This is a genomic window from Flectobacillus roseus, from assembly GCF_030056595.1.
Lineage (GTDB): Bacteria > Bacteroidota > Bacteroidia > Cytophagales > Spirosomataceae > Flectobacillus > Flectobacillus roseus.
On record NZ_JASHIF010000004.1, the window covers coordinates 167,823 to 192,871 of the forward strand.

The following is a 25,049-nucleotide window of genomic DNA, read 5'->3' on the forward strand; positions in this document are numbered from 1 at the left end:
GATAAAAATTTTAGATATAGTGTTGTCAAAAAATAACAAACAGCTATGAACTATTTAATAAGTCCTAAATGCATTGCGATTGGCATTGCTGCAAACACAACTGGAATGATAATAGCAAACCAACTTCCGAAAGCCTTTACAAACGGAGTGTACTTAGGGTGGTTCCATCCAAGTGATTGGAATGCACTTTGAACACCATGTAATAAGTGGTATGCCAAAGAAATACAACCAACTACATACACAATTACAGGTATTGGACTAGCAAAAACTTCCTGCATTTCTTGGAAAAGTGTTTTTTGACCGCCAGTAATCACATCTGTAAAACGGCTTACTACCCAAAAATGCTTTAAGTGCATCACTAAGAAAAGTAATAATAATGTACCCAATAAACCCATTGAGCGAGAGTACCATGTGCTATTCTCTTTTGATACAACAGCATATTGTACTGGGCGTTTTTTCTTATTAGCCGACCACAACATTAAACCGTCTACAATGTGAAGGATTAAACCCGCAAATAGTCCGATTTCAGCAGCACGGATGAAAAAGTTTTTAGCCATAAATTCTGCGGCCTCATTGAAGGTTTCACCTCCGTCATTCAAAAAAATGCACGCATTGATACCACAATGGACGAGAAGGAAGGCTACCAACGATAAGCCTGTTACCGCCATGATGAGCTTTCGGCCCAACGAACTTGATAATGTTTTTGTTACCCAAGACATTTTTTTATAAGTTATTGGTTGTTAATTAGTTAACAATTAATAGGGCTGGTTCTTAATCTATACAAAGAAAAGCCTGTATGGATTAATTGCTATTAACTATTAATTAGTTGAAAAATTGAACCCAAAACTACAATTGAATCACCTGTCAATCAAATAATCTATAAGATTTTAGCAATTATTTATAATCTTTCTACGTTTTTGTACTGTATTATTGGATTTAGCCAACGATTTAGGAATTATACCAACCAATCGGTTTTGCTATAATTAACGATACTTTGGAGGGTCTTTCATAGGATTTGTGTTTTTGATTCACTTTTCCAACTTTGTGTTTGATTTTTTTGTTTTGTTAGTTGTAAAAAAAATTATTCTCTAAATTGTGCCAGTAAAGTGTGTAGGTCAGTTATCATTACCTTATACCAAGGCTTTTTGAAGAGGCTGTCCTCAAAACTTTTTATTCACTAACGTATGAGACCAAACTTTATCTACATTCTCATTTTTACCTTTTTTGTAGGCCTTTTTTCATTTCATTCCGCAAGGGCAACCCACATGAAAGGGGGCGAAATTACCGTGCGTCGAGTATCGAGTACGGCTCTTACTTACGAATTTACCCTCACGATATATTGTGAAAATAACGTGGCTTGGCAGCAACAACGCGAAGTCCTTTTTTGCTTTGGAGATGGATTGGGCTCTCAGTGGGCTCCTCGTTCTAATGGCAATGGCTTGGGCGAAGACATTGGTAATGGGACAATGAAGGGTATTTATAAAGTCACTTACACCTACGCAGCGCCAAGTATCTACAAGGTAAACGTAGGTATCGAAAACCGTAATGCCAACGTTCGAAATATCCCTAATTCGGATATGGTGGGCTTTTATGTCGAGACCGTATTTAAAATAGACCCAGGGCTAGGGCTTAACTCAACGCCTCTGCTCATGAACCCTGCGGTAGACCTTACTGCCGTGGTTGGACAAAGGTTTATTCACAACCCCAACGCAGTAGATATTGAAGGTGATAGCTTGGCTTATCGCCTTATCGACTGTCGTACGGGCTTACAAACTACCTGTACTGGACGTGGTAATGCTATAGCTGGTTTTCGTCAACCTAACTTAGTAGCGGCAACGGCTTCTAGTTTTACCATCAATAGTCGTACGGGTGATTTGATCTGGAATGTACCGCAAGAAACGGGTCTTTATAACTGTGCTTTTATTATTGAAGAATGGCGAAATGGGGTGAAAATATCCGAGACGGTTCGTGATATGCAAATTGAGGTAAAGGATGCCGATAACAAAGCTCCTATTATCAAAGTACCAGACGATATCTGTGTGGAAGCTGGAACCTTTATTCAACAAAATGTTACTGCTGATGATACTCCTTCTAGTACAGGACGTAAAGATCAACTGAATTTATTTTCAACTGGCTCTGTCTATAGACCTACCGACGGAACGGCTTATTTTGCTCAACCATATGCGACATTTACGGCTACCAATCCTTCAAATCCTATTGCTACAGGTGTATTTAGGTGGCAAACAAGTTGTGCACATATACGGGAGCAAACCTATGATATTCTCTTCAAGGTAGAGGACGTTCCGCCATCGAGGGTAGGAAGTACTATCCCTAAATTGGTAGATAGTAAAATTTGGAAGGTAAAAATTGTTGCACCAAGAGTTAAAAACCTAAAAGCTACTGGCGATGCAGGCAACAAGGCTATCACTTTGACTTGGGATGCGTATTCTTGCCAAAATGCAGGAGCAGAGTTAATCATTTATCGTAAACAAGGTTGTGATAATTTTGTGCCAGATGTATGCCAAACGGGTATTCCTGCGGGATTGGGCTATGTCGAAATAGGTAGAGTTCCTGTCAATGCTACTACTTATGTGGATAACAACGGATTGAAACGCGATACTGATTATAGCTACCGAGTAGTAGCATCTTTTGCAGCGCCTTCGGGAGGTAAAAGTGTATCGTCAGATCAAATCTGTCTAAAACTAGAAGCACAAGTACCTGTAATTACCAATGTGACAGTGGATAGAACATCTGCAACTCAAGGAGAAATCACAGTAAAATGGACTCGTCCAATTGATTTCAAACCAGCTCAATTCAAAGGACCGTATCAATATCGTTTGTTCCGTGCTACTGGCCTGACGGGTACGTCTTTTGCACAAGTAGGGGCGAATATCAATACAGATTTATCTGGAACAGTAGCCGATACGGTATTTGTTGATAAAAATCTCAACACACAAGATAATGCGTATCGTTATCGCTTGCTGTTCTATTACACAAGTGCTACAGGACTTACATTATTGGATAGTACAGAAGCTGCTTCGAGTGTGCGTTTGACCACAACTGCTGATGTTCGAAAAGTAGTACTAACTTGGCAAGCAAATACTCCTTGGTCTAACGATAATCAAACGCATCGTGTGTATCGTGAAACTCGTCCAGGTTCCGGAGTATTTACACGTATTGCCGATGTAACGGTACAAGGCGCATCTACTTATACCTTTACAGATGATGGACAAGACAAGATTGCCTCAGATGGCAGTTTCCCAGTGAAAATGTCACCAGATTCATCGTATTGCTACAAGGTAGAAACTGTAGGTTCATATAATTCTGCTAGAATCAAACCTAGTTTGTTGAATAACTTCTCTCAGATTAGTTGCGCAACGCCAAAAAGTGATTTGATTCCTTGTCCACCAGTACTCAATATTGATCTTTTGGATTGTGATGCTTATACAAAAGACAATAGTAACTGTAATCAAACAACTTTTGAGAATAAGCTTACATGGACAGACGCAACAGGAGCTAATTGTGATAAGGATATTGTAAAATATACTTTGTATTACGCTTCTGGACCTGATGGGGCATTTACAAAAATTGCAGATATTACTACGCCAAATCCTCCTGCACACAACTATACACATACCAAAACAGATTCGTATATGGGATGTTATTATGTAACCGCCACAAATAAGTATGGTACCGAAAGTGCACGTAGTAATGTCGTTTGTAAAGATAATTGTCCTAGTTTCTCATTGCCAAATGTCTTTACGCCAAATGGAGATGGTAAAAATGATATTTTCCAAGCTTTAAAATGTCCACGTTTTGTGCAGGAAGTGACTATTTCTATTTATAATAGAAACGGACAAAAAGTGTATGATTACACAGGTCCAAAACTAGAGTGGGATGGTCGAGATAATTCTGGTAATGAGTCTCCTTCGGGAACCTATTTCTATAATTGCTCAGTAAAATTCTTGACATTAGATACAGCTAAGAATAGTTTAACATTAAAAGGCTATATCGAGCTAATAAAATAATAATCAAATAAATACCAATAAAAGGCGAGCTTATGGAATATATAGGCTCGTCTTTTTTGTTATGATTATATAACGGTTTTAAACTAATGAAAGAAGAAGCCCTAAAACAATATTCTTATGACCTTATCTTGTTTGATGGGGTGTGTAATTTTTGTAATTCCTCAATCAATTTTGTCATTGATCACGATTCACAAAAACGATTCAAATTTGCATCCTTGCAATCAGAGGTGGGACAACAATATTTGGCTCAGTTTTCTCGAAATAAAAAAGATTTTGATTCTGTTTTGTTAGTAAAAAATGGACGAGTATTTGAGAAATCTGATGCTGCACTTCATATAGCGAGGCATTTGGATGGAGCTTGGAAGTCGTTGTATTTTTTGAGATGGGTTCCACGAGTTGTTAGAGATATGATTTATGACTTGGTTGCGAAGAATAGATACCGAATTTTTGGGAAATCAGATGCATGTCGTTTGCCAAATCCTGAGCTACGTGAAAGGTTTTTGGCCTAGAATTGGGAGATGTAGAACTTGAAGTAGTATTTTTGCGGACTTCTTTGAAAACACCTTCGTTAAGAGGAGCGGTTCAAAGGCAATTATTTGAGAATTAGCTTAAGCCCTTTTTCTCAGACAATTGTGGAGATGATACATAAAACTTGCTTTAATTTATTAAACAGAGTCTCTTGTTTCCACTAGTACTAAATCATATATCACAAAAATTCCTAAGAATGAAAGCATACGTTTTCCCAGGTCAAGGTTCTCAATTTATTGGTATGGGCAAAGACCTTTACGAAAAATCAGAATCAGCAAAGGCATTATTTGAAAAAGCTAACGAAATTTTAGGTTTTAGCATTACTGATGTTATGTTCAATGGAACTGACGAAGAGTTAAAACAAACGAAAGTAACGCAACCTGCTATTTTTCTTCACTCTGTAATTTTAGCCAAAGAAACAGCGGATTTCCAACCTGATATGGTGGCAGGTCACTCACTAGGCGAATTTTCAGCTTTGGTTGCTGCTGGAGCATTGAGCTTTGAAGATGGCTTAGTTTTAGTGTCAAAGCGTGCATTGGCTATGCAAAAAGCATGTGAAGCGAACCCTTCAACTATGGCAGCTGTTTTGAACTTAGCAGATAATGTAATCGAAGATATTTGTGCTTCAGTTGACGATGTAGTAGTTGCTGCTAATTATAACTGCCCAGGGCAAGTAGTAATTTCGGGAACCAACGAAGGCGTTGCTTTGGCTGGTGAAAAATTAAAAGAAGCAGGTGCAAAGCGTGTATTGCTTCTTCCTGTAGGTGGAGCATTCCACTCACCATTGATGGAACCTGCTCGTGAAGAATTAGCTGCTGCTATCGAAGCTACCAATTTCAACGCGCCAGTTTGTCCAATTTACCAAAACGTAAATGCACAGCCTTCAACGGATGTTGCTACGATCAAAGCGAACTTGATTGCTCAATTGACGGGTGCTGTCAAATGGACTCAATCTGTGCAAAATATGGTAGCTGATGGCGCAACTAGTTTTGTAGAGTGTGGCCCAGGTAAAGTATTACAAGGCTTAGTGAAAAAAATAGCACCTACTGCTGAAACTAGTGGTGTAGTGTTGTAAAAGAGATACCAGCACAAAAAAAAATCATTTTTTTTGTGCTGGTAAGCTTCAAATAGTCAGTGACTTAAAGTGGGTGTTATAAATTTTGTTTATTTTTTTTTGAAAAAGGACTTGACAAACAAAATAAAACGCCCTAATTTTGCACCACAATTCAGTTGTACTGACCGATGGTGTAACGGTAACACTACGGTTTTTGGTACCGTCATTCATGGTTCGAATCCATGTCGGTTAACAAAACCTCTCTTTTTAATCCATTTAATTGGAGAGGTTTTATTTTCAAGTCAGCACAACAATGAATTAGATTGACCGATGGTGTAACGGTAACACTACGGTTTTTGGTACCGTCATTCATGGTTCGAATCCATGTCGGTTAACATTAAATTAGGAAATCATTCGTGATTCTTTGTTCAGCTAAAAGCTAACAGTTATTAATTTTAAAGTGTGTATTGACCCATGGTGTAAGGGTAGCACATCAGATTTTGGTTCTGCTAGTCTAGGTTCGAATCCTAGTGGGTTAACAAAAGCCTCTCAAGTTCGCTTGAGAGGCTTTTTCATTTTATAGGATTTCTATCCATTTCATTGAGTAAAATCTGTTGTTTTTGGAACGAGTTTTGTGATAAAATCTGTTCAACAAAATAAGTACGACCGAATACTATCTTTTCTGTAGAATCCGTTTTAACTTGGTTGTATTAAGGCAAAATTTCTTCAAATTATATTAGATTTGCACAGAATTTGCTCATGAATTAATAATTTTCTAACACACTCGACGTGTTTTAATAATCCATTAAACCTCCCATCGCTAACGTGACATTAATTAAATCTATATCAGGAATTAGAGGAACTATCGGAGGAAAGGCAGGGGATGCCCTTACACCCTTAGATGTAGTGAAGTTTACGGCCGCTTATGGTACTTGGCTTAAACGTAAAAACCCTAGCAATAAAAAAATTGTCTTGGGGCGTGATGCACGTTTGTCTGGCGATATGGTATCTAAGTTGGTGGTTGGTACTTTACAAGGACTTGGACTAGATGTCCTAGATTTAGGTCTTTCTACTACTCCGACAGTTGAAGTAGCAGTGCCCGTAGAAAATGCGGCAGGAGGTATTATCCTTACAGCAAGTCATAATCCGATTCAATGGAACGCCTTGAAACTATTGAATGAAGTCGGAGAATTTATTTCAGGAGCTGATGGTGAAGCGCTATTAGCTATCGCAGAGGCTGAAGATTTTGATTTTGTAGATGTGAAAAAATTAGGTTCTTATGCTCAAGATGACACTTGGATTAAGAAACACATCGACATGATTTTGGCTTTACCTTTAGTGGATAAAGAAGCCATCAAAGAACGAAACTTTAAAGTAATTGTAGATGCAGTAAACTCTACAGGTGGTATTGCAGTTCCGATGTTGCTCGAAGCACTCGGTGTAACCCAAATTACAAAATTACATTGTGAGCCTACTGGTAATTTTGCTCACAACCCTGAGCCACTTCCAGAAAACTTAACTGATATTACTAAGGCCATCGAAAAAACGAAATATGACCTTGGTATTGTCGTAGATCCAGACGTTGACCGTTTGTGTTTTTTCTGTGAAGATGCCTCTCCTTTTGGTGAAGAATATACACTTGTTGCAGTGGCTGATTATATTCTCCAGCATACAAAAGGAAATACTGTTTCCAATTTATCATCAACTCGTGCTTTACGTGATGTGACGGAAAAACACGGCAATAAATATTACGCTTCGGCAGTAGGAGAAGTTAATGTTGTAACGTTGATGAAATCTTCGAAGGCTATCATTGGTGGCGAAGGTAACGGCGGTATTATTTATCCAGAGTTACACTATGGACGTGATGCTTTGGTTGGTATTGCGCTATTCTTAACGCATTTGGCTAAATCTGGCAAAAAGATTTCGGTTATGCGTAAAGGATATCCAGAGTATTATATCTCAAAAAACAAAATCGAGCTTACTGCTGATATTAATGTTGATGAGGTACTTGAAGCTGTGAAAAAGAAATATGCTAAAAATCCTATAAATGCAATTGATGGTGTTCGAATAGATTTTGATAAAGAATGGGTACATTTGCGTAAGTCAAATACAGAACCAATTATTCGTATTTACTCAGAGTCAGATTCTATGACGAAAGCCGAAAATTTAGCAAAAAAACTCATCAGCGATATCAAAGAGGTAGTGGCTGCTACGATGTAGTCATTTTGGGGTTCTTTACCGGTATAAATACAAAATGTCAGAAGTAGCCCTTCTGACATTTTGTATTTATACCTTTTCCAAGTAAGCATAGAGAAATGGTAGAGTTTTTAGCGTTATGTAGTGTTTGAAATTCTTCGTACAACCCTAATCCAATATCCGAAATTTTAATAAGCCCTATTTATCAACAAATATTTTCAACCCTTTTATAAGAGTCATTTATTTGACTCACACATTTCCCCAACCAAATTAATATGATACAACAACGTGTTTATTTGGACAATGCCGCTACCACACCGCTCGACAGAGCAGTAATTGAGGCAATGTTACCAATGATGGAAAAAAACTTCGGTAATCCGTCATCGATTCATGCACATGGACGTGAGGTACGTAATGCGATTGAACGTGCGCGTAAAACTGTTGCTGGTCTTTTGAATACTTCTCCTGCAGAGATTTTCTTTACTTCTGGTGGTACAGAAGCTGATAATACAGCGATCGCTTGCTCGATTGAAGAGTATGGTATCAAACATGCCGTAACGTCGTCGCTTGAGCACCATGCCGTGTTGCATACCTTGGAGCATTTGCAAAAGATTGGTAAAATTAAGTTGAGCTTAGTCAATGTGGATGAAAAAGGTCACATCGACTTGAATCACCTTGAGGAGTTATTGAAGACAAATCCTAATACCTTGGTGTCGTTGATGCATGGCAATAACGAAATTGGTAATTTGTTAGATATGGAGAAGGTAGGGGAGTTGTGTAAAGAGTATGGAGCTACTTTCCATTCTGATACAGTACAAACAATGGGGCACTACAAACATGATTTGCAGAAGCTCAATATCGATTTTATTGTTGGGGCAGGCCATAAATTCCATGGACCCAAAGGAGCTGGTTTCCTCTATATTAATGCTGATAAAAAGATTCATCCATTTATTCATGGTGGTTCGCAAGAGCGTAATATGCGTGGAGGTACCGAAAATGTATATGGTATTATTGGTTTGGCAAAAGCTTTGGAAATTGCCTATAACGATATGGATGCTCACCGCAAGCATATCGAATCAGTAAAATCCTATATGATTGAAAAACTGAAGACATCTTTTGATGATATTCAATTTAATGGCGATTCTGATAATTTGGAAAAAAGCTTGTACACTGTACTTAATGTAAGTTTCCCACCTTCAGAAGAAGCAGATATGTTCTTATTCAATTTGGATATTAACAAAATTTCTGCCTCTGGTGGTAGTGCTTGCACGAGTGGTTCAAATATTGGTTCTCATGTGCTTGGTGGTATTGGTGCTGATCCAAATCGTCCATCAGTGAGATTCTCTTTTTCTAAGTATAATACAATTGAAGAAATTGATTATGTGATTGAAAAATTAAATCAGATTTTGAAAGTAGAAGCATAATTCATCCAAGTAAGGTCTTTTTTCTCATCTGAAAGATTAATTCTTTGTAAAACCCTAGAGTTCAGGTTTGAATTCTAGGGTTTTTTTTGTAATTTTTGTTTAATGCCCTTTTTGAAACAACTTGGTATTTTTATAAAATTTATTCATGATGGAAGAAACAACAGCAAGTCAAACCTCGCAACCTACACTTAAAAAAGCAATCAATGCTATTCAACTTTGGAGTATCGCCGTTGGATTGGTTATTTCGGGTGAATACTTTGGCTGGAATTATGGTTGGCAAACTTCAGGAACGATAGGTTTCTTGGTATCAACATTGTTGGTGACCGTCATGTATATCACATTTATATTTTCCTATACCGAGTTGACTACCTCTATTCCTCATGCAGGCGGAGCCTTCGCCTATGCGCGACGAGCTATGGGACCTTGGGGCGGATTTATTGCAGGTTATGCCACCTTGGTAGATTTTTTGTTGGCACCTCCTGCCATTGCTTATGCATTAGGCAGTTATACCCATTTCTTAAACCCTGCTATTCCTGTTGTGCCAACGGCATTGGGTATGTATGTCATTTTTATCGCTATCAACTGGTTTGGCATAAAAGAATCTGCTCAGTTTTCATTGATTGTTACCATTCTTTCGGTGCTAGAATTAGTCGTGTTTATGGCAGTGGTAACGCCTTATTTCAAATATGAAAATTTTGTTGCCCATAATCCTGAACATATTACTGCCGATGGGATATTTGCTGGTATTCCCTTTGCCTTATGGTTTTTTGTGGCAATTGAAGGAGTCGCTATGGTAGCAGAGGAGGTCAAAAATCCACATAAAACTATTCCAATTGGCTATATTACTAGTATTGTGACTTTGGTTGTATTAGCACTTGGCGTGATGATTTTGAGTGCTGGTGTAGGCGACTGGCGTAGGTTGATTAGTCTCGATCACCCTATTCCAGAGGCTTTGTCAATGGCTTTGGGCGAAAAAAATGCTTTGTCCAAAATCTTTGCTAGTCTTGGCTTATTTGGTCTAATCGCGTCTTTTCACTGTAATACGATTAGCTATTCTCGCCAGATCTATGCGCTTGCTCGTGAAGGGTATTTGCCTGAATTTTTATCTGCTGTCAATAAGAAATACCAGACCCCGCACTGGGCGCTAATCGCTGGCGGTTTGATTGGCTTTTTAGCGATTTTTACAGGAACTACCGACAAGATTATCATCATGTCAGGACTTGGGGCGGTGGTAATGTATGCTGTAAGTATGGTTAGCTTGCTGGTATTACGTATGCGTGAACCTGCGCTCGAAAAACCTTTCAAAGCTCCTTTATATCCTTGGTTTCCGATTATAGCTTTGGTGCTTTCGGTGGTATGTATGATTGCCATCATTTACTACAATCCTGAAATTACCTTTTTGTTTGTAGGTATCTTTTTGCTCTTACTTCCTATTTTTCTTTGGCAAAAGAAGAGAAAGAAATGGTAATGTTCAATTTGAAGATTAGGTTTAATTTGAAGATGTGGTGATTTGAAGATTTGAAAATGAGGTTTAATTTGAAGAATGGTTGATTTGAGGATTTGACAGTTTGAAAATATGGCTTTGGGTTAAATGAGTGGGGAGCTATATGATACTTATTCTTATCAATAAACTATTCGCAGATGAGCATCTTATCGCTCCGCTCTTCCTTTTTTGTTGGGTAAAAAGGTTTTTTTTTATCATATTCGAATTGTTTTGATTTTTATAGAAAGGGTGAAGTATGTCGATTTTTGATAAAATAAAAAATGTTTTTGTAAAACAACATAAAGAGGAGATAGTAGAGCAAAGTGAGCAAATTGCTGAAGTACAGTCTTTTGAAGCTTCTCCTGTAGTGGAGGTAATCCCTGTGGCCTCGTCAGAAAAAATAAAAGTATCATCAATTAACCAACCTGACTGGTTGATTAATGAGGATATTCTTCGTGACGAAGGGGTGATTTTTGGACTTTCTGGCTCAAATCCTGAAGAAAAAATTTCTATTATTCGAAGTTATTTTCATCAACAAACTGCCGATACCGAAAAGCTGATTGAACACCGTGAGGAGAAAATCGGAGAATTGAATTACTGGATCAATGAAAAAGAAGGTCTGGTAAAAGAATTAGAACGTAAAATAGAGCTTCTCAAAGAAAAAGAATTTACCGAACAACATCATTTACCTAGAACCATTACAGGACTTTCATTGGCGATTGGAATTGCTGTAGGCAATTATTTTTTGATAGAAGAAGCACTTCGTGGACACTTTGAACAAAATAAATTGATTGCTTTGGGCGTATTTATGGCAGGGATGTTCAATTTGTTTGGTCGAATCTCATTTTTACACGACGATGCCCAACAAAGTAATTGGCGTAAAATCCTTGAGGAAATAGGTATGCCTTTGGCTTCTGCATTTTTTGTATTTGCTCAAATTTATGCCTCTCAACCCGCATTGAATGCTTGGGCATTGTTTGCTTTTATCTTTTTCTTATTTATGTTTTCGGGTAAACTTCTGTTAGGTAATTTGGCGGTATTAAAGGATGATTTAACCATTTTCCAAAAACGAAATCAATTACAACAAGATAAGGTAAAAAAAGTAGCTGAATGGGAAAAAGAGATTGAACTTCATAAAGTTGAAATCAAGGAATATCGTGTCGAGAAACAATCGATTTTGCCCGAATTGAGTCGATATATTGCCGAACGTACACGTATTAATGCGCATAGAGATATGCTTATTAAGGTTTTTGAAAGTGAATATCACTTAGCTTTAAATTATCGAAGTCGTATCTCTCAGAAAGATATTCAGACGATGTTAGGAGAGGAGGAAGAGGAATTTTAATAGGGAAAAATGATGGAAGAAAATAAATCTCATGCCGAAAAATATGATTTCCAACATGGTTATACCAGTGGATTGGAATCGGTAGATAAAAATAACTATGAAGGATATTTATCTAGTCAAGTCAATTTTGAATGGCTTGATAAACAGCTTCAGGAACAAAAACAGGAGTTAAATAAGCTTGAGGAAAAAATTGCTCATGCAAAGTCAGCTTACAAATCAGCTTTTGATGCGCTTCAGGATAGAGTATTGAAAGTGGGTTTGGCAGGTAAAAACAAAGAACGCCTAGAGTCGGAGCTTTTTGAAATAGATGAAAAAAAGCACCAACTCGAAAAGCGCCGTCTAACAGCTGTTCATAAATATTCACTTTTTGCAGGTATTATTTACTTTATCGCGGGTGTTTCTTTCGTCGCTGGCGATTTGATTATCTCTCACGAAATTGTGGCTTATGCGCTTAATATCCACAATACGGTAGAGGCTTGGTCTTTTGCAGTTGGTTTGGCAATGGTTTCTATTTTACTCAAACCTGCCTACGAACGCTTGATTGAATCGCCATATTCGGATGGGGAAAGTGCAAAAGCTAAAAAGACTTATGCATGGTTTAAAGGTGTAACGGTGGTTTTTGCCGTGATTACGCTCTTTGTGTTGGGATGGTTTAGATACGAAGCTTACAAAACCGACAAAATGAAAGAGGGTATTAATAAGGCAATAAAAAATCTTAATAACCAAGTTTTTGACCCGCTCAATCCAACTGCCCCACCACCGCCTGCGGTTCAGGCGCAGATAGAGGCGAAAATGCGTAGCTTTGACGCCCTTAATCAGGACTTGGTGAATAGTCCTTGGGCTTTAGCTTCATTTGTTTTGTCAGGCGTATTATTTGCCTTGGCTGGCGCTATTTGTTTGGGTATCGCTTTTCCTGTGTTGCAGTGTTATTGGTATCGTTGGCTACAAATCGACCCACAACTTAAGCGTCTGAATAAACAACGAAATAGTCTTCTCCCTCAAATTAAGGCAGAAGATGAAGCGCTGGCGGAGCATTTAATTCAGAAAAATATTCTCGAAAATGATTTACAACTCGTAGATGATTTTCAAGCATTGGAGAAAGAAAGAGCTAATCTTTTACAAGAAATTAAAGAAATCTACGAAGGAATGAGATTATCGGAGACTGATGCTCGAATTGCTTCATACAACGATGGTTTTGGCAAAGGTTCGATGGTGCGCGATGCGATTAATGATGAAGAATTGTCGCAATTTGTTCGAGAAAGCTATTTCACTACCTCGAATCTAGCGAGCAAAGCGAAGTCTTCGTCACCAGAAAAGGCATTGTTTAGTCGTAAACCACAATTACGTCCACATCAGCAATTACGTAAATTGATTTCCGAGGATTTTGATTCATCGGAGGAATTGTGAGAGGTGAATGATGAATTGTGAGTGATGAATTGTGAATTGTAGGTGTAAGTTGTTGGTAATCATAGCATTGTTTTTTTGTAAGTGAAAATAATATAATCATTAATACATTTTTATCTAATTCCTACGGCATAAAGCCTAGAGCCTCAATATTTATTCACTCTAAAAACTAAGAAAATTATGGGATTATTTGATGCATTGATGGGAAACGCCTCGGAGGTTTCCTCGCATAAAGTTGCCGAAGAGTTTGCACCAATTTTGATTCATGGGGAAGAAGTTGTAAAGTCATTTCGACTGATTCGAGATATGTTTGTATTTACCAACAAAAGGTTGATTTTGGTAGATAAACAAGGTTTGACAGGTTCGAAAGTAGATTTTCATACTATCCCATACAAAAGCATTAATCATTTTTCGAAAAGAAGTAATGGTTTGCTAGATTTGGATGCAGAGCTAATTATTTGGGTAAAAGGAAGCGATGCGCCACTCATTAAAGAATTTAGAAAAGGCGAAAATATCAACGATGTTTATAAGGTTTTATCTACTTATGTTTTGTAAGAGATAGCTTTATACTTCGATAGATTAAGAAAGGATAAATATGCGCTTACTTTTAGGGGGCGACTTTAGTCGCACCCTAAAAGTAAAATCTATTCAAAAGCTGTAACGGTAACTCCGAATTTATACATAAGACCTTTTTGAAATACAGACCCATCGGTGATACAAACCCACTTCCATTTGCCGCTGTGAAAAGTCCAGTAATAACTTTTGCCTGAATCTTTTTCATAATCTATCCTTGTGCTAGGAATATAGGGACAATTCGATTTCTCTTGTGATACATTATTTTTGTCCAATCGCCACTCCGAATGACAAAATATTTCAAGTCCCACAAAAACGCCTTCCTTTGAAAATGGAATTTGATATTTACTAATATCTATTTCTAGATTATTTGAAAATCTAGAGAAATTGATCATCAGATTTTCAGTGAGTAGGTCTATTGAAGGAAGACCTGTAATGGGATCAACTTTCTGGACTCTAATTCGAGCTTTCGGTCTCTCAGTAAGGTTCCTAAACCCATCAATATCATACTGTACATTTTTTAAGAAACCATCGATTCCCTCGTTATTGGGTATATGCACCACGTACATTTCTAACTTTGACATGCCACCTGGTCTCCATTTTGAATGTCCATGTGGTTTGGTATGGTAATAGCCTAATTCTACATCATGTCCTTTCTTGGCCTTTTTTGCTTTAAAGGTTATTTCACCCAACTCGATATTGAGTTCTTCCAGAAAAATAAGATTAGTAGTGTCCTTTTTGAAGTTTTTAGAAGAAAGGATTTTTGTTTTATAACCTACACAAGACACCGCCACCGAGTCATTTTGTTTCTGAATAGACCAATAAAAGAGCCCTTCTTCATCGGTGTGAATGCCTACATTGGTGTTTGGATTGTAGACATTGGCAAAAGAAATACCAAGGTTGGTTTTAGAATCAACGACTTTCCCTTTTATAACTTGTGCATGAATAGGATAACTTAAAAGGGTAAGTGTAATAAGGAGTAAATGACGTTTTGAAAACATGGAGTTAGTATAACAGGTAAAACATAGAAACTAAAATAATTACTAAAAACAGGTATTTTGATTTTATAAATGGGATTTCTGATTTCGGAAATAAAGTAAAATACCTCTATTTTTTGCAAAAAATAAAAGCTTACACTTCCGAAATCCAACATCCGATATCCGAAATAGACAGTAAAGTTCTAATCCTCAATTCTTAACTCTGCACTCACAATTGCTTACACTATCAAACTACTCAACGAATACTGCTGTGTATTGCAGAAAGAAACGCTGTAGAAATAATATCCAATGCGGTTGGTGGTGTATCGGCGCCATACATATACGAGTGGGCTACCCACACTGACTTTCAAGAATTGTGCCTCTTGTGCTTTTGCCAATACACAGGATACTTCTTGCTCGACACCTGAGGCTTCCACGTGATAATTCACACGCAATGATTCCATAATAGAATCATTGACAAAGGGTGTCATGATAAAACCTGGTAAATTGATATTGGGCAAATAATAGTACTCAAACATCACGGGTGTAGTTTGCGAATGGTGTAGGTTCATCGCAACGATACAGCCTGCTTGTCGTTCTGCTTCTGAAATCGGAAAGAAAAAAGCGGGATCCCACGCTTGAATGGACGGTCTACCGATGATTTTAGATTGTAGGGCTACTTCTTCGTTGGTATTGAGTTGCTTGGGGTCTCTAAAAGCCAATAATCCCACCGTTTTGCGTCGAAGATTCACAAAACTTCCTTTTCCCTTTTGCTTGCGGATATAGCCATCCTTCACAAGCTCGTTGAGGGCTTGTCGAACAGTCATACGAGTGATTTGATGCAAATCGGCTAACTGATTTTCGGATGGTAACAAATCATCTTGCTGATAAATACCCGAAATAATCTGATGTCGAAGGCTCTCGTATAGTTGTCGATATTGTGGAATTTGCATACGCTTTGAGGAATTAGGGTGCAAAAATACAATTCTTCAGCAAGACTTCTGCACTCTTCAGAAAAGGTTTCTCTAATTTGATGATATTGTGTTTTGTAATGTGTTGATAGATAGGTTTTTGTAAAAATGTTTATGATAAAAATTAGTATTCAATAGTTGATTACTGGACAAAATGGGCGTTCCTAGTTCAAGACTTTGTCTTGGACTTAGTCCTTTAACCAGTTTTAAACTGATTAAAGGACTAAGCAGTCTAAATCCGCTTACCAAACTTACCCGTTTTGTCCAGTAATAAAACTACAGACTAATCATCTCCTTACTCAATCGAAACCTTTTTGACATTATCGATGATATGCTTATCGATTAGCTTATGAATAGGGTCTATACCAGCCTTGAGAGGCTCTTCTTTGACTGTAAGTTTGAGCGTTTGCTCCTTTTTATTGAAACGATGTTTTTTCAGGTATATTAATTTATCATTTCCTGCTGCATCTTTTCCATAAACGCCCACATCAATCCAGTCATTCATGCTAATTACTTTCTGATTTCCAGACTTATCTGCACGGCTTTTTTCTGTAGAGATTTTTAAAGTAATCTCGTAAGTGTTATTCTTGAGCTTTTTAGCGGTGGCAATGTCTGTTTTGTTTTCGTATAAAGTGATTGTTTCAAAAAGGTCAGTAATCAGATATTTCAAGGAATCTGGTGTTGCCTTTTTGAGATACGATAACAAATCTAAGGTTGTTGGATAGCGCTTTTTGGGATTATCTGGGCCCGCATATTTCCAGTCTTTGGCATATTCCGACAAGGCTTGATTTACCTTCTCTTCACCGATATAATCTTGTAAAGCATACAAGCACACAGAGCCTTTGTTGTAATGGATATATTGTTGATTTTCACATAAATACAATGGTTGTTCCTTCTTGCGCTCGGTGGCACGACCGTAAAGGTATTCATCCAAATTATACTTCATGAACTTTTGCATTACCTCGGTTGATACGTGATTTTTGAGTACCATCAAGGCTGAGTATTCCGACAAAGATTCTGAAAGCATACCATTACCTTTTACATTGGCTTCGATTACCTGATGCCCCCACCATTGATGTCCTAGTTCGTGAGCGGTTACATAAAACGGAATATCTGGGTCGTCTTTTTGTATATCCATCACAAATCCCATACTTTCAGAAAACGGAACCGTATTGGCAAAAGACTGCGCAAAGGATGCATATCTCGGAAACTCCATGATGCGCATTTGTTTGTATTGAAATGGGCTGAAGTTTTTTGAATAATATCCCAATGCCTTTTTCATGCCATTCATGATTCTATCAAGATTTCTATCGTGTCCTTTGTGATAGTAAATCTCCAGATTGATACCATTCCATTTTTCACGTTTAACCTCATATCTGGCCGAAACTATCGAGTAAAAATTGGCCATAGGTTGATCCATGCTATAACTAAAATAGCGACGGTTGTTAGCATTCCACGATTTTTGGAGGTAGCCTGGCGCAATGGCAATTTGGTCAGATTCTGTACCAATGGTCATCGCAAACCTAATTAGATCAGCATCATCGCCGAATAGATTGCTCGATAAACCATGTGGGTCATTCTGATTGGGTAAGCGGTCTTCCTTGGGCTTTAGACCATTATCTTCACGGTCGTCCTTATCGCTGAGTTCGGCATCTTCAATGTATCCAAGCTGAGGGAAATAGGAGCTATTGTTGAAAAAAGTACCATTATACACAATATTCGTACCCGTAACACTTGATAAAAAACTTTTGGCACCAACAGCCAATTTAAAGTCCATCTTAACAGAATCTTGTGGGGCAAGGGCTTTTTGCAAATGATAAATCGTAAACTGAAAATCTTTCCATTCTTTTTGCTTTGTAAAAGGTTGGTTGAATGTCAGTTTTTCAACATTTACGTCGGCTGTAAACGAAATATAGATATCCTGAATAGGTTTTTGGGTTTTATTCTTCAAATAGTAAAAACCTTCAGTTTCCATTTTTCTTTTCGAAGGATATAATTCTACTTTGAGGTTTGACTCTACGATTTTGGGCTGTGGCGCATTCTCATATTTTTTTAAGGTTTTCTCAAAATCTGCTCGTAGTTTTTTCTCATTTTTTGAAGAACGATAGGTTTCCAAGAAATTGGTATTATAAAAAATATACCCACCAGCGCCCACCAAAACTATCGTGGTAAGAATTGCAACCATAAGCAAAGGCCTACTAAAACGATGATTGCTAGCGGCCATACGAGTTGCGAGCAATTCGTCGGCACCTCGTACTGAGAGAATCGTTGCACCAATAAATAGAATCATAACAAAGGCAAGCCAGTAAGAACTCATCCATGAAAATGGTGTTACAAAATGCCCGTAAATATTCATATCAGAGTATTGCCCCAAACTTTGTCCTCCAAATTGTAAAAGAGGATGTTCGACTCCCATCAGAGAAAGTACTGCCGTAAGGACCAGAAAACCTACTGAGATAGCAATACCCAAAAATTTATCATTGACTATTACCTGAATAAAAAAGAAGAAAAGTAAAAATTCAATAATGGTGACAAGGGTAGAAGAAAACAATGTTCCGAAATAAACAGATAACTGAAAATCATAGTAACCTTGTACTGCCTGTGCTAGTACACTCAGCCCAATAAAAAAGATAAATAGCGTACAGAATACCAACACCAGCGATAAAAATTTGCTGAAAATCCCGATAAAATCAGGGATGGGCATCGAATCAAAAATCAGGTTGAATTTGACAGTACGCTCTTTCCATACCAGCTCGCCAGCATACGTAACCGCAATAGCCAAATAGAAAAACTCTAGAATACCTAAAGCTCCAAGCATATTGGCAGTGGTAGGTAGGGTACCAACACCAAACCAACTCTGGGTATTACCGACTGTTGCAATGAACAAGGCAAAACCCGAAATGATGATAGTCAAAAATGGGACTTCCTTAAAAATTGTTCGGTAATAAAAGGTTGTCAAGCTCCCAAACTGACGTAAATAGGTATTGTTATTAAGTAATTGTTGAACTTGTGGAATAACAACATTTTCTGGTTTGATGCGTACTTCTTCCTGCTTCTTGGACTTTTTAGGTTTAAAGAGCGAACTCTTTACCACATTGAAACTAAAACTCCAGTAAGTGATAGCTAAAATAATCAGCCCTAAGCCTGTAACAATGAGTCGATTGTAAAGGAATGTCCCCGAAAGTGGAATCATCCACATATTACGTTCGGCAGGTGACCAATAGCGAATGGTGGTATTGAGACTTGTAATCCCAAAAGGGTCGATATAACTAGCTAATTCACGGTTGTCTATTTTAAAGAGTAATTGTTGGGCAATATTATATACCACAAACAAAATAATCCCCTGTGTGTAAATCATCACAGATTTGCGAGTGAGTGCCCCTGCTGCAAAAAATAATGCTCCTGTGAAAAGTAAATTAGGTATTACCAGAATAAAAAATGGCTGAATGAAATGCAGTAAATTAAAGGGAAGCAGGTTTTCAGCTTTGCGGTTTGGTAAAAAATCCCCAATAGCTAAGCCTATCCAAAAACCAGAAAAAATAAAGAGTAATACCAAAAATGAGCCAATAAAACGCCCAATCAGATAGTCAAACTTTTTGATGGGGTTGCTAAACATCAATGCCTCGGTATTGTACTCAAAATCTCTCAAAACTGCTACGCCCATGACTGCGGAGGTAATCATGCAGAAAAAATAGGAGACAATTCCTTGTAAAAAAGCGATGATGAAGGGTGCATTTTCTTTGATTTGCTCACTTCGGGTTACAATGTCTTTTAGCTCTGTAGTAACAAACAAAATAGCAGTCACAAAGAGTAATAAAAAGTATATCCAAGTCGCAGGTCTTCGCTTACGATAGTTAATTTCGAATCTAATAAATTCTAAAAGCATAGTTTGAATGAGTTAGGCGTTGGCAAATATTTTTCCGAAATATACGTCTTCCAAATCTGGATTTACCGCTACAAAACCAGCTTCTGGCTGAGTATCTGCCAGCACATTGATAACAGGAGTACCAGCAATTAAACGATCAGAAATGACCGTAAAATGCTCTTTATAAGTACTTAACTCGGCTTTTGTAATACGTTTTTGCCATACTTTGCCCTCCAATTGTGCCATGGCATCAAAGGGATTTCCTTTATACAAAACTTGTCCGCGGTTGATAATCGCCATATCAGAACATAATTCTTTGACATCCTCAACAATGTGGGTTGATAAAATGACAATGGTATTTTCGCCTAATTCAGATAGTAAATTCAAAAAACGGTTGCGTTCGGCAGGGTCAAGACCAGCCGTTGGTTCGTCTACAATAATAAGTTTAGGGCTTGCAATAAGGGCTTGAGCTATACCGAAACGCTGTTTCATCCCTCCTGAATAGCCTCCTAGATTTTTTGTACGGGCTTCCCAAAGGTTAGTTTTTTGTAATAGGGATTCTACTAATTCTTTACGTTCGGACTTGTTGGTGATACCTTTCAATACCGCAAGATGGTCGAGTAAAGTGAGCGCGTCGATTTTGGGATAAACACCAAATTCTTGAGGCAAGTATCCTAAAGTTTTACGCACCTCATCTTTTTGGGTAAGAACATTAATATCTCCCAACATGATACTGCCAGCATCGGCTTCTTGTAAGGTGGCAATGGTTCGCATGAGGGAAGATTTGCCAGCGCCATTAGGACCTAGCAAACCAAACATACCCTGATTGATGGTTAGATTAACATTATTTATGGCATGTACACCATTCGAGTAGGTTTTGTTGAGATTAGAGATAGTTAATTGCATAGAGTTCAATTTTTGAAAAAAAGATTTAAGGTAAGATAATAAAAATGTATAAGAATGTCATGAGAAAAAACATGATCGGTTGAAAGGCAAGAACAGATCTTCAATAGAATTTCAAGGTTAAGGGGTAGGAGCTACTGTAGAAAAGAGTTTACGTTGTTACAAATTACCCATAAAAAAACCTCCTGTTTTTTATATGCCTAGACATACAAAATAACGAGGAGGTTTTTAGTGTTCGAACATTCTAACGATGTGCAAACGGTCTTATAATCACGGATAGGATACCTTGAAAAAGTTTCAAAACATCACTATTATACCGACATAATATCTTTTTCTTTTTCTACAAAAACAGCTTCCACTTTAGTGATATAGTTGTCTGTCAGCTTTTGTACACGTTCTTCACCAGCTTTGATAGCATCCTCAGAGACCCCATCATTTTTCAATTTACGGATAGAATCGTTCGCGTCTTGACGAACTTTTCTTACGTTAACTTTAGCTGTTTCGATTTCAGTTTTTGCCTTTTTTACCAATTCTTTACGTCTTTCCTCAGTCATTGGTGGCAAGTTTAAGCGAATAACTTCGCCATCGTTCATAGGAGAAAGACCAATATTTGAGTTACGGATAGCCTTTTCAATTTCTGCAATCATTTTTTTCTCAAAAGGCTTCACTACGATTGTACGAGCGTCAGGCGTTGCAATTGAGGCAGCACCCGTTAGCGGTGTCATCATACCATAGTATTCCACCTGAATCCCGTCGAGCATAGCGGGAGTTGCCTTTCCTGCACGAATCTTGGCTAGCTCAATAGTTAGGTGCTTCATAGCGCCATCCATTGTTTCTTTGGCAGCATCAAGATAAAATTCTATTTCTTCCATTTGTTGTAATGAGTGGGTTGTGAAATTCAAATAGTTCGCTAGAGACTTTCAAAAAAAATCGGACAGCCCCAAGGTAAAACTACTTTGGACTATCCGATGTTTGAAGGTTATTTATTAGCTAATAAAAGTTCCTACATCTTCACCTTGAACAAGCCTAGTAAGGTTGTCTGGTTTGTTCATATCGAATACGATAATAGGGAGTTTATTTTCTTGGCAAAGCGTAAACGCTGTTGCGTCCATAATTTTTAGACCTTTACCTAAAGCCTCAGCAAATGAAAGCTGTGAATAACGTGTAGCTGTAGGGTCTTTTTCTGGATCAGCAGTATATACACCATCTACACGTGTTCCTTTTAGTACAACATCAGCTTCGATTTCGATAGCACGGAGTGCTGCCGCAGAGTCAGTTGTAAAATAAGGGTTACCAGTTCCGGCACTGAGAATAATAATTCTTCCTTTTTCTAGGTGACGAATAGCACGACGACGAATCATAGGTTCGCAAACAGCTTCGATTTTGACAGCAGTCATCAAACGGGTAAACATGCCATGCTTCTCCAAAGAAGCCTGAATAGCCATACCGTTGATTACTGTAGCCAACATACCCATGTAATCACCTTGTACACGGTCGATACCCACTTTGGCAGCACTTGCGCCACGGAAGATATTACCGCCACCGATTACAATGGCAACTTCGACACCTAAATCGTGTATTTTCTTGATTTCTTGGGCATATTGCTCCAAAATTGAAGGTTCGAGAACTTCGCCATCTGAACTGAGGGCTTCACCTGAGAGCTTAAGAAGAATTCTTTTGTACTTGGGTTTGTCCATGAGAATTTTTTTTTTCGGTCGCAAAGATAAACAAAGTTTTTTAGTTTGGAATAGCCCTGATTTGAAGTTAGGTGATTTTTATCTTCCTCCTACACCATAATCGGTAACAGGAAAGTGCAAATTAACCGTATATCTGTGGTATACTATGATGGTATCTTTATGATTATGAATGCCATCCAATAACTGATATACTAATAACTCCTTTTTATGTATGGTCTATTATCTGATAGCTTAGCGATTTGCGATCTCGCATGCACACAAAAATAGCCCAATTACGCAAAATATGTAATTGGGCTATTGAGTATTTATCAAAAGTGTTAGTAAATGGTTGAATCTAGGTTTTTTACGGATGATTTTATTCAAATTCAATCATTACTTGATTTTTCTCTACATTTTCACGTGCGGCTACTTTGATGGCTTTTACCTTGCCATCGCCTGTAGCTTTTAGGACATTTTCCATTTTCATGGCTTCCAAAATAAGTAGGGTATCTCCTTTTTTTACAGTATCCCCAACCGAAACTTTAACATCAACAACCAAGCCTGGCATTGGTGCTTTGAGGTCATTTACTTTTGAAGAGGCTGCATTGCTCATACCCAATTGATCAAGCAAAATATCAAAACGGTCTTTTACGCCAACCGTATAAACCGAGTTATTAATTTTTAAGACAAAACTCTTACTAGCGTAATCTGCCTCGATTACCTCGGCATTGAACGAACGGTTATTGTACAAAATACTGAAATTTCCGTCCTGTGTCTTGGCAAAATCCCAGCCAAAAGGTTCTCCATTAAGGATAGTTTCTGTAGCATTTTGTTGAATATCGTAAGTCTTATTATTTACACTTGCTTTTAACATGGCTCCTTTAATTTTGTTTTGTTACGAACTTTTATTGACCAAATATACACCAACTAAAATAATTGACATACCTAAATAGTGCTCAATAAGTATAGCTTCGTGGTCGAGTGCGCCCCATATCATCGCAACAATTGGAATGAGATAGGTAACTGAACTCGCCAAAACGGCTGAAGTCATCTGAATCAGTCTATTAAACAACACCATTGCAATGGCAGAACCCATTACCCCAAGCAAGACTCCATAACCCAAAGCTGGCAATGCACCCTCCATAGAGAGCCTTTCTACAAAGTCTGAACTAAATAAAACTACACCCGATACTGGTCCAATGGTCATAAAAATGCAACTCGTAATTACCAAAGAGTCAAGACCGATATTGGTAAGATATTTTTTGGTAAACTGTAGGTTGATGCCATACAAAAGAGTTGCCAGAATAACCAATAACGCATACAGGTTGATGGAGATTTTTTCTTTTCCTGCCAAAACCAACATTAAAGCACCCACAAAACCAAGAAGAATACCGTAGAATTGTCGTTTGCTAATACGATTTTTGAAAAATAATCCACCAATCACCAAGGTAAAAAGAGGTGTTGTTGAGTTCAAAGCTCCCGAAATAGCGCTATCTAGTTTTGTCCCTGCCAAAGAGAAAAGAAAAGCAGGAAAGAGATTTCCTAAACATCCTACAATCAGAAATTTATACCAATCCTTGAAGGGGATTTTTTTGAGATTATACAAAAAAATAGGGACAAAAAAGCAAAATGCTGCGAAGATGCGAAGTGAACCTACTTGTGACGCTTGGAATACATGAAGACTTTTTTTGACAAGAATAAAAGAGCTTCCCCAAACTAAGGCTAATAATATTAATAAAAACCAAGCAATGACAGAAGTGGATTTGGTAGTAGTGTTGCTCATAAGAAATAATGTTGAATGAAGCTTTGACCATACATCGTACAGCAAAACAATTAGCAATAACAAGTTAATGCTTTTTTAACAACTAAAAATTGAATTAGAGTTTCCGAAATTTGAAAAAGAAAGAAATACAAGGAATGAAATCAAAAATATAGAAGCTGTGTGTACCTAAAAGTAAGTACTACTGCATTAGAATCTAGGGCAATCTGTGCCTTTTCGAGTGCGAGTGGGAAGTTTTATACCGCTTTTAAAACAACTCGTAATACCCATTTGAAAGATTGTTCCACTATTGTGTGAAGAAGAAGACGTGCCAATTTCGAAGTGAACTCCCACAAATGAACGTACCATTACTCTGATACCCAAAAGAATACCAACAGTAGGAGCAAATTGTTTTTGATAATAATCGCCACCTAACATTGCTCCAAAATATGGATCAATATTGGCCTCATCAGAATTGGTTAGTTCTCCAAAATGCTGGTAGCCTCTGAAACTAAATTGCTTAAAATCGGTAAATTCTGAGGTAAATTGAACATACTGAACACCTAATCCATAGTACGGACTTTTGGTTATACGCTTTTCGAGTCCGATACAAAAGAGTTGCGGACTATTTTCGAGAATGCGAGTAGATTTATCCCTGTTTAGATCGGAGCCATGGGCAAAATAAAGATAAATCGGGTGTAGTTTTTGTGCCTCAATTATATGGCTCAGCCCTATAAGAATAAGGGTTGATAGTATTAGCCTTTTCACAGCTTAAAATTTCTACTTAGGATGGATTCTGGGTTACAGAGCGTATGAGCCTTGAGTTCATACGCCCTAAAGTAACATTGTAGTCAAAAACTATA

General features: G+C 37.7%; 19 protein-coding genes and 3 tRNA genes. 12 read left to right on the forward strand and 10 right to left on the reverse strand.

Going from position 1 to position 25,049, the window contains the following annotated elements; all coding sequences use genetic code 11:
• Positions 1-50 precede the first annotated feature (50 nt).
• Positions 51-719 carry a succinate dehydrogenase cytochrome b subunit gene (locus QM524_RS05455; RefSeq protein WP_283343806.1) on the reverse strand — a complete coding sequence of 223 codons (669 nt, stop codon included), beginning with the start codon at positions 717-719 and terminating at the stop codon, positions 51-53.
• Between the two features lie 546 nt (positions 720-1,265).
• Between QM524_RS05455 and QM524_RS05460 the strand changes: the two genes are divergently transcribed.
• From QM524_RS05460 to QM524_RS05515, 12 genes are all read left to right on the forward strand, one after another.
• Positions 1,266-4,028: a T9SS type B sorting domain-containing protein gene (locus QM524_RS05460; protein ID WP_283343807.1), complete on the forward strand. Its 2,763-nt coding sequence runs from the start codon at positions 1,266-1,268 to the stop codon at positions 4,026-4,028.
• 86 nt (positions 4,029-4,114) lie between these two features.
• Complete coding sequence (locus tag QM524_RS05465; RefSeq protein WP_283343808.1) at positions 4,115-4,537, forward strand: thiol-disulfide oxidoreductase DCC family protein; 423 nt, start codon at positions 4,115-4,117, stop codon at positions 4,535-4,537.
• 215 nt (positions 4,538-4,752) lie between these two features.
• On the forward strand, positions 4,753-5,631 hold the full coding sequence (gene fabD, locus QM524_RS05470) for an ACP S-malonyltransferase (protein WP_283343809.1): 879 nt from the start codon (positions 4,753-4,755) through the stop codon (positions 5,629-5,631).
• A gap of 161 nt (positions 5,632-5,792) precedes the next feature.
• Positions 5,793-5,863 (forward strand) — tRNA-Gln (locus tag QM524_RS05475).
• A 71-nt stretch (positions 5,864-5,934) separates the two neighbouring features.
• A tRNA-Gln gene (locus QM524_RS05480) sits at positions 5,935-6,005 on the forward strand.
• Between the two features lie 73 nt (positions 6,006-6,078).
• Positions 6,079-6,149 (forward strand) — tRNA-Gln (locus QM524_RS05485).
• A gap of 286 nt (positions 6,150-6,435) precedes the next feature.
• Positions 6,436-7,830 carry a phosphoglucosamine mutase gene (gene glmM, locus QM524_RS05490; RefSeq protein WP_095161808.1) on the forward strand — a complete coding sequence of 465 codons (1,395 nt, stop codon included), beginning with the start codon at positions 6,436-6,438 and terminating at the stop codon, positions 7,828-7,830.
• 251 nt (positions 7,831-8,081) lie between these two features.
• Positions 8,082-9,230 carry a cysteine desulfurase family protein gene (locus tag QM524_RS05495; protein WP_095161806.1) on the forward strand — a complete coding sequence of 383 codons (1,149 nt, stop codon included), beginning with the start codon at positions 8,082-8,084 and terminating at the stop codon, positions 9,228-9,230.
• Between the two features lie 145 nt (positions 9,231-9,375).
• Positions 9,376-10,698, forward strand: coding sequence for an ethanolamine permease (gene eat, locus QM524_RS05500; RefSeq protein ID WP_283343810.1), 1,323 nt, complete (start codon positions 9,376-9,378; stop codon positions 10,696-10,698).
• 271 nt (positions 10,699-10,969) lie between these two features.
• Complete coding sequence (locus QM524_RS05505; RefSeq protein ID WP_283343811.1) at positions 10,970-12,058, forward strand: hypothetical protein; 1,089 nt, start codon at positions 10,970-10,972, stop codon at positions 12,056-12,058.
• A gap of 9 nt (positions 12,059-12,067) precedes the next feature.
• Positions 12,068-13,465 carry a hypothetical protein gene (locus QM524_RS05510; protein WP_283343812.1) on the forward strand — a complete coding sequence of 466 codons (1,398 nt, stop codon included), beginning with the start codon at positions 12,068-12,070 and terminating at the stop codon, positions 13,463-13,465.
• A gap of 177 nt (positions 13,466-13,642) precedes the next feature.
• Entirely contained in the window at positions 13,643-14,017 is a 375-nt protein-coding gene (locus QM524_RS05515; RefSeq protein WP_166550546.1) for a PH domain-containing protein, read from the forward strand.
• Between the two features lie 89 nt (positions 14,018-14,106).
• Here QM524_RS05515 and QM524_RS05520 read toward each other — a convergent pair whose 3' ends face one another.
• From QM524_RS05520 to QM524_RS05560, 9 genes are all read right to left on the reverse strand, one after another.
• Positions 14,107-15,036: a carboxypeptidase-like regulatory domain-containing protein gene (locus tag QM524_RS05520; protein ID WP_283343813.1), complete on the reverse strand. Its 930-nt coding sequence runs from the start codon at positions 15,034-15,036 to the stop codon at positions 14,107-14,109.
• 215 nt (positions 15,037-15,251) lie between these two features.
• The gene (locus QM524_RS05525; protein ID WP_283343814.1) at positions 15,252-15,965 is read right to left on the reverse strand and encodes a GntR family transcriptional regulator; all 714 of its coding nucleotides are present in this window, start codon (positions 15,963-15,965) and stop codon (positions 15,252-15,254) included.
• 313 nt (positions 15,966-16,278) lie between these two features.
• Entirely contained in the window at positions 16,279-19,869 is a 3,591-nt protein-coding gene (locus tag QM524_RS05530; protein ID WP_283343815.1) for a M1 family aminopeptidase, read from the reverse strand.
• Positions 19,870-19,881: 12 nt separating this feature from the next.
• Positions 19,882-20,754, reverse strand: a complete 873-nt coding sequence (locus tag QM524_RS05535) for an ABC transporter ATP-binding protein (protein ID WP_283343816.1) — start codon at positions 20,752-20,754, stop codon at positions 19,882-19,884.
• A gap of 308 nt (positions 20,755-21,062) precedes the next feature.
• Positions 21,063-21,623, reverse strand: coding sequence for a ribosome recycling factor (gene frr, locus QM524_RS05540; RefSeq protein ID WP_095161748.1), 561 nt, complete (start codon positions 21,621-21,623; stop codon positions 21,063-21,065).
• A gap of 114 nt (positions 21,624-21,737) precedes the next feature.
• Entirely contained in the window at positions 21,738-22,448 is a 711-nt protein-coding gene (gene pyrH, locus QM524_RS05545) for a UMP kinase (RefSeq protein ID WP_095162017.1), read from the reverse strand.
• A gap of 355 nt (positions 22,449-22,803) precedes the next feature.
• Positions 22,804-23,301 (reverse strand): acetyl-CoA carboxylase biotin carboxyl carrier protein subunit, encoded by a 498-nt coding sequence (locus tag QM524_RS05550; RefSeq protein ID WP_283343817.1) that lies wholly within the window; start codon positions 23,299-23,301, stop codon positions 22,804-22,806.
• A 21-nt stretch (positions 23,302-23,322) separates the two neighbouring features.
• A complete protein-coding gene (locus QM524_RS05555) occupies positions 23,323-24,210 on the reverse strand; it encodes a DMT family transporter (protein WP_283343818.1) in 888 nt (295 codons plus the stop codon).
• A gap of 186 nt (positions 24,211-24,396) precedes the next feature.
• Complete coding sequence (locus QM524_RS05560; protein WP_283343819.1) at positions 24,397-24,954, reverse strand: hypothetical protein; 558 nt, start codon at positions 24,952-24,954, stop codon at positions 24,397-24,399.
• Positions 24,955-25,049 lie beyond the last annotated feature (95 nt).

Bases quoted from the DNA above. Each gene is read 5' to 3' on its own strand.
- QM524_RS05455 (WP_283343806.1), bottom strand. From the start codon at position 719: ATGTCTTGGGTAACAAAAACATTATCAAGTTCGTTGGGCCGAAAGCTC.
- QM524_RS05460 (WP_283343807.1), top strand. From the start codon at position 1,266: ATGAAAGGGGGCGAAATTACCGTGCGTCGAGTATCGAGTACGGCTCTT.
- QM524_RS05465 (WP_283343808.1), top strand. From the start codon at position 4,115: ATGAAAGAAGAAGCCCTAAAACAATATTCTTATGACCTTATCTTGTTT.
- fabD (WP_283343809.1), top strand. From the start codon at position 4,753: ATGAAAGCATACGTTTTCCCAGGTCAAGGTTCTCAATTTATTGGTATG.
- QM524_RS05495 (WP_095161806.1), top strand. From the start codon at position 8,082: ATGATACAACAACGTGTTTATTTGGACAATGCCGCTACCACACCGCTC.
- eat (WP_283343810.1), top strand. From the start codon at position 9,376: ATGATGGAAGAAACAACAGCAAGTCAAACCTCGCAACCTACACTTAAA.
- QM524_RS05505 (WP_283343811.1), top strand. From the start codon at position 10,970: ATGTCGATTTTTGATAAAATAAAAAATGTTTTTGTAAAACAACATAAA.
- QM524_RS05510 (WP_283343812.1), top strand. From the start codon at position 12,068: ATGATGGAAGAAAATAAATCTCATGCCGAAAAATATGATTTCCAACAT.
- QM524_RS05515 (WP_166550546.1), top strand. From the start codon at position 13,643: ATGGGATTATTTGATGCATTGATGGGAAACGCCTCGGAGGTTTCCTCG.
- QM524_RS05520 (WP_283343813.1), bottom strand. From the start codon at position 15,036: ATGTTTTCAAAACGTCATTTACTCCTTATTACACTTACCCTTTTAAGT.
- QM524_RS05525 (WP_283343814.1), bottom strand. From the start codon at position 15,965: ATGCAAATTCCACAATATCGACAACTATACGAGAGCCTTCGACATCAG.
- QM524_RS05530 (WP_283343815.1), bottom strand. From the start codon at position 19,869: ATGCTTTTAGAATTTATTAGATTCGAAATTAACTATCGTAAGCGAAGA.
- QM524_RS05535 (WP_283343816.1), bottom strand. From the start codon at position 20,754: ATGCAATTAACTATCTCTAATCTCAACAAAACCTACTCGAATGGTGTA.
- frr (WP_095161748.1), bottom strand. From the start codon at position 21,623: ATGGAAGAAATAGAATTTTATCTTGATGCTGCCAAAGAAACAATGGAT.
- pyrH (WP_095162017.1), bottom strand. From the start codon at position 22,448: ATGGACAAACCCAAGTACAAAAGAATTCTTCTTAAGCTCTCAGGTGAA.
- QM524_RS05550 (WP_283343817.1), bottom strand. From the start codon at position 23,301: ATGTTAAAAGCAAGTGTAAATAATAAGACTTACGATATTCAACAAAAT.
- QM524_RS05555 (WP_283343818.1), bottom strand. From the start codon at position 24,210: ATGAGCAACACTACTACCAAATCCACTTCTGTCATTGCTTGGTTTTTA.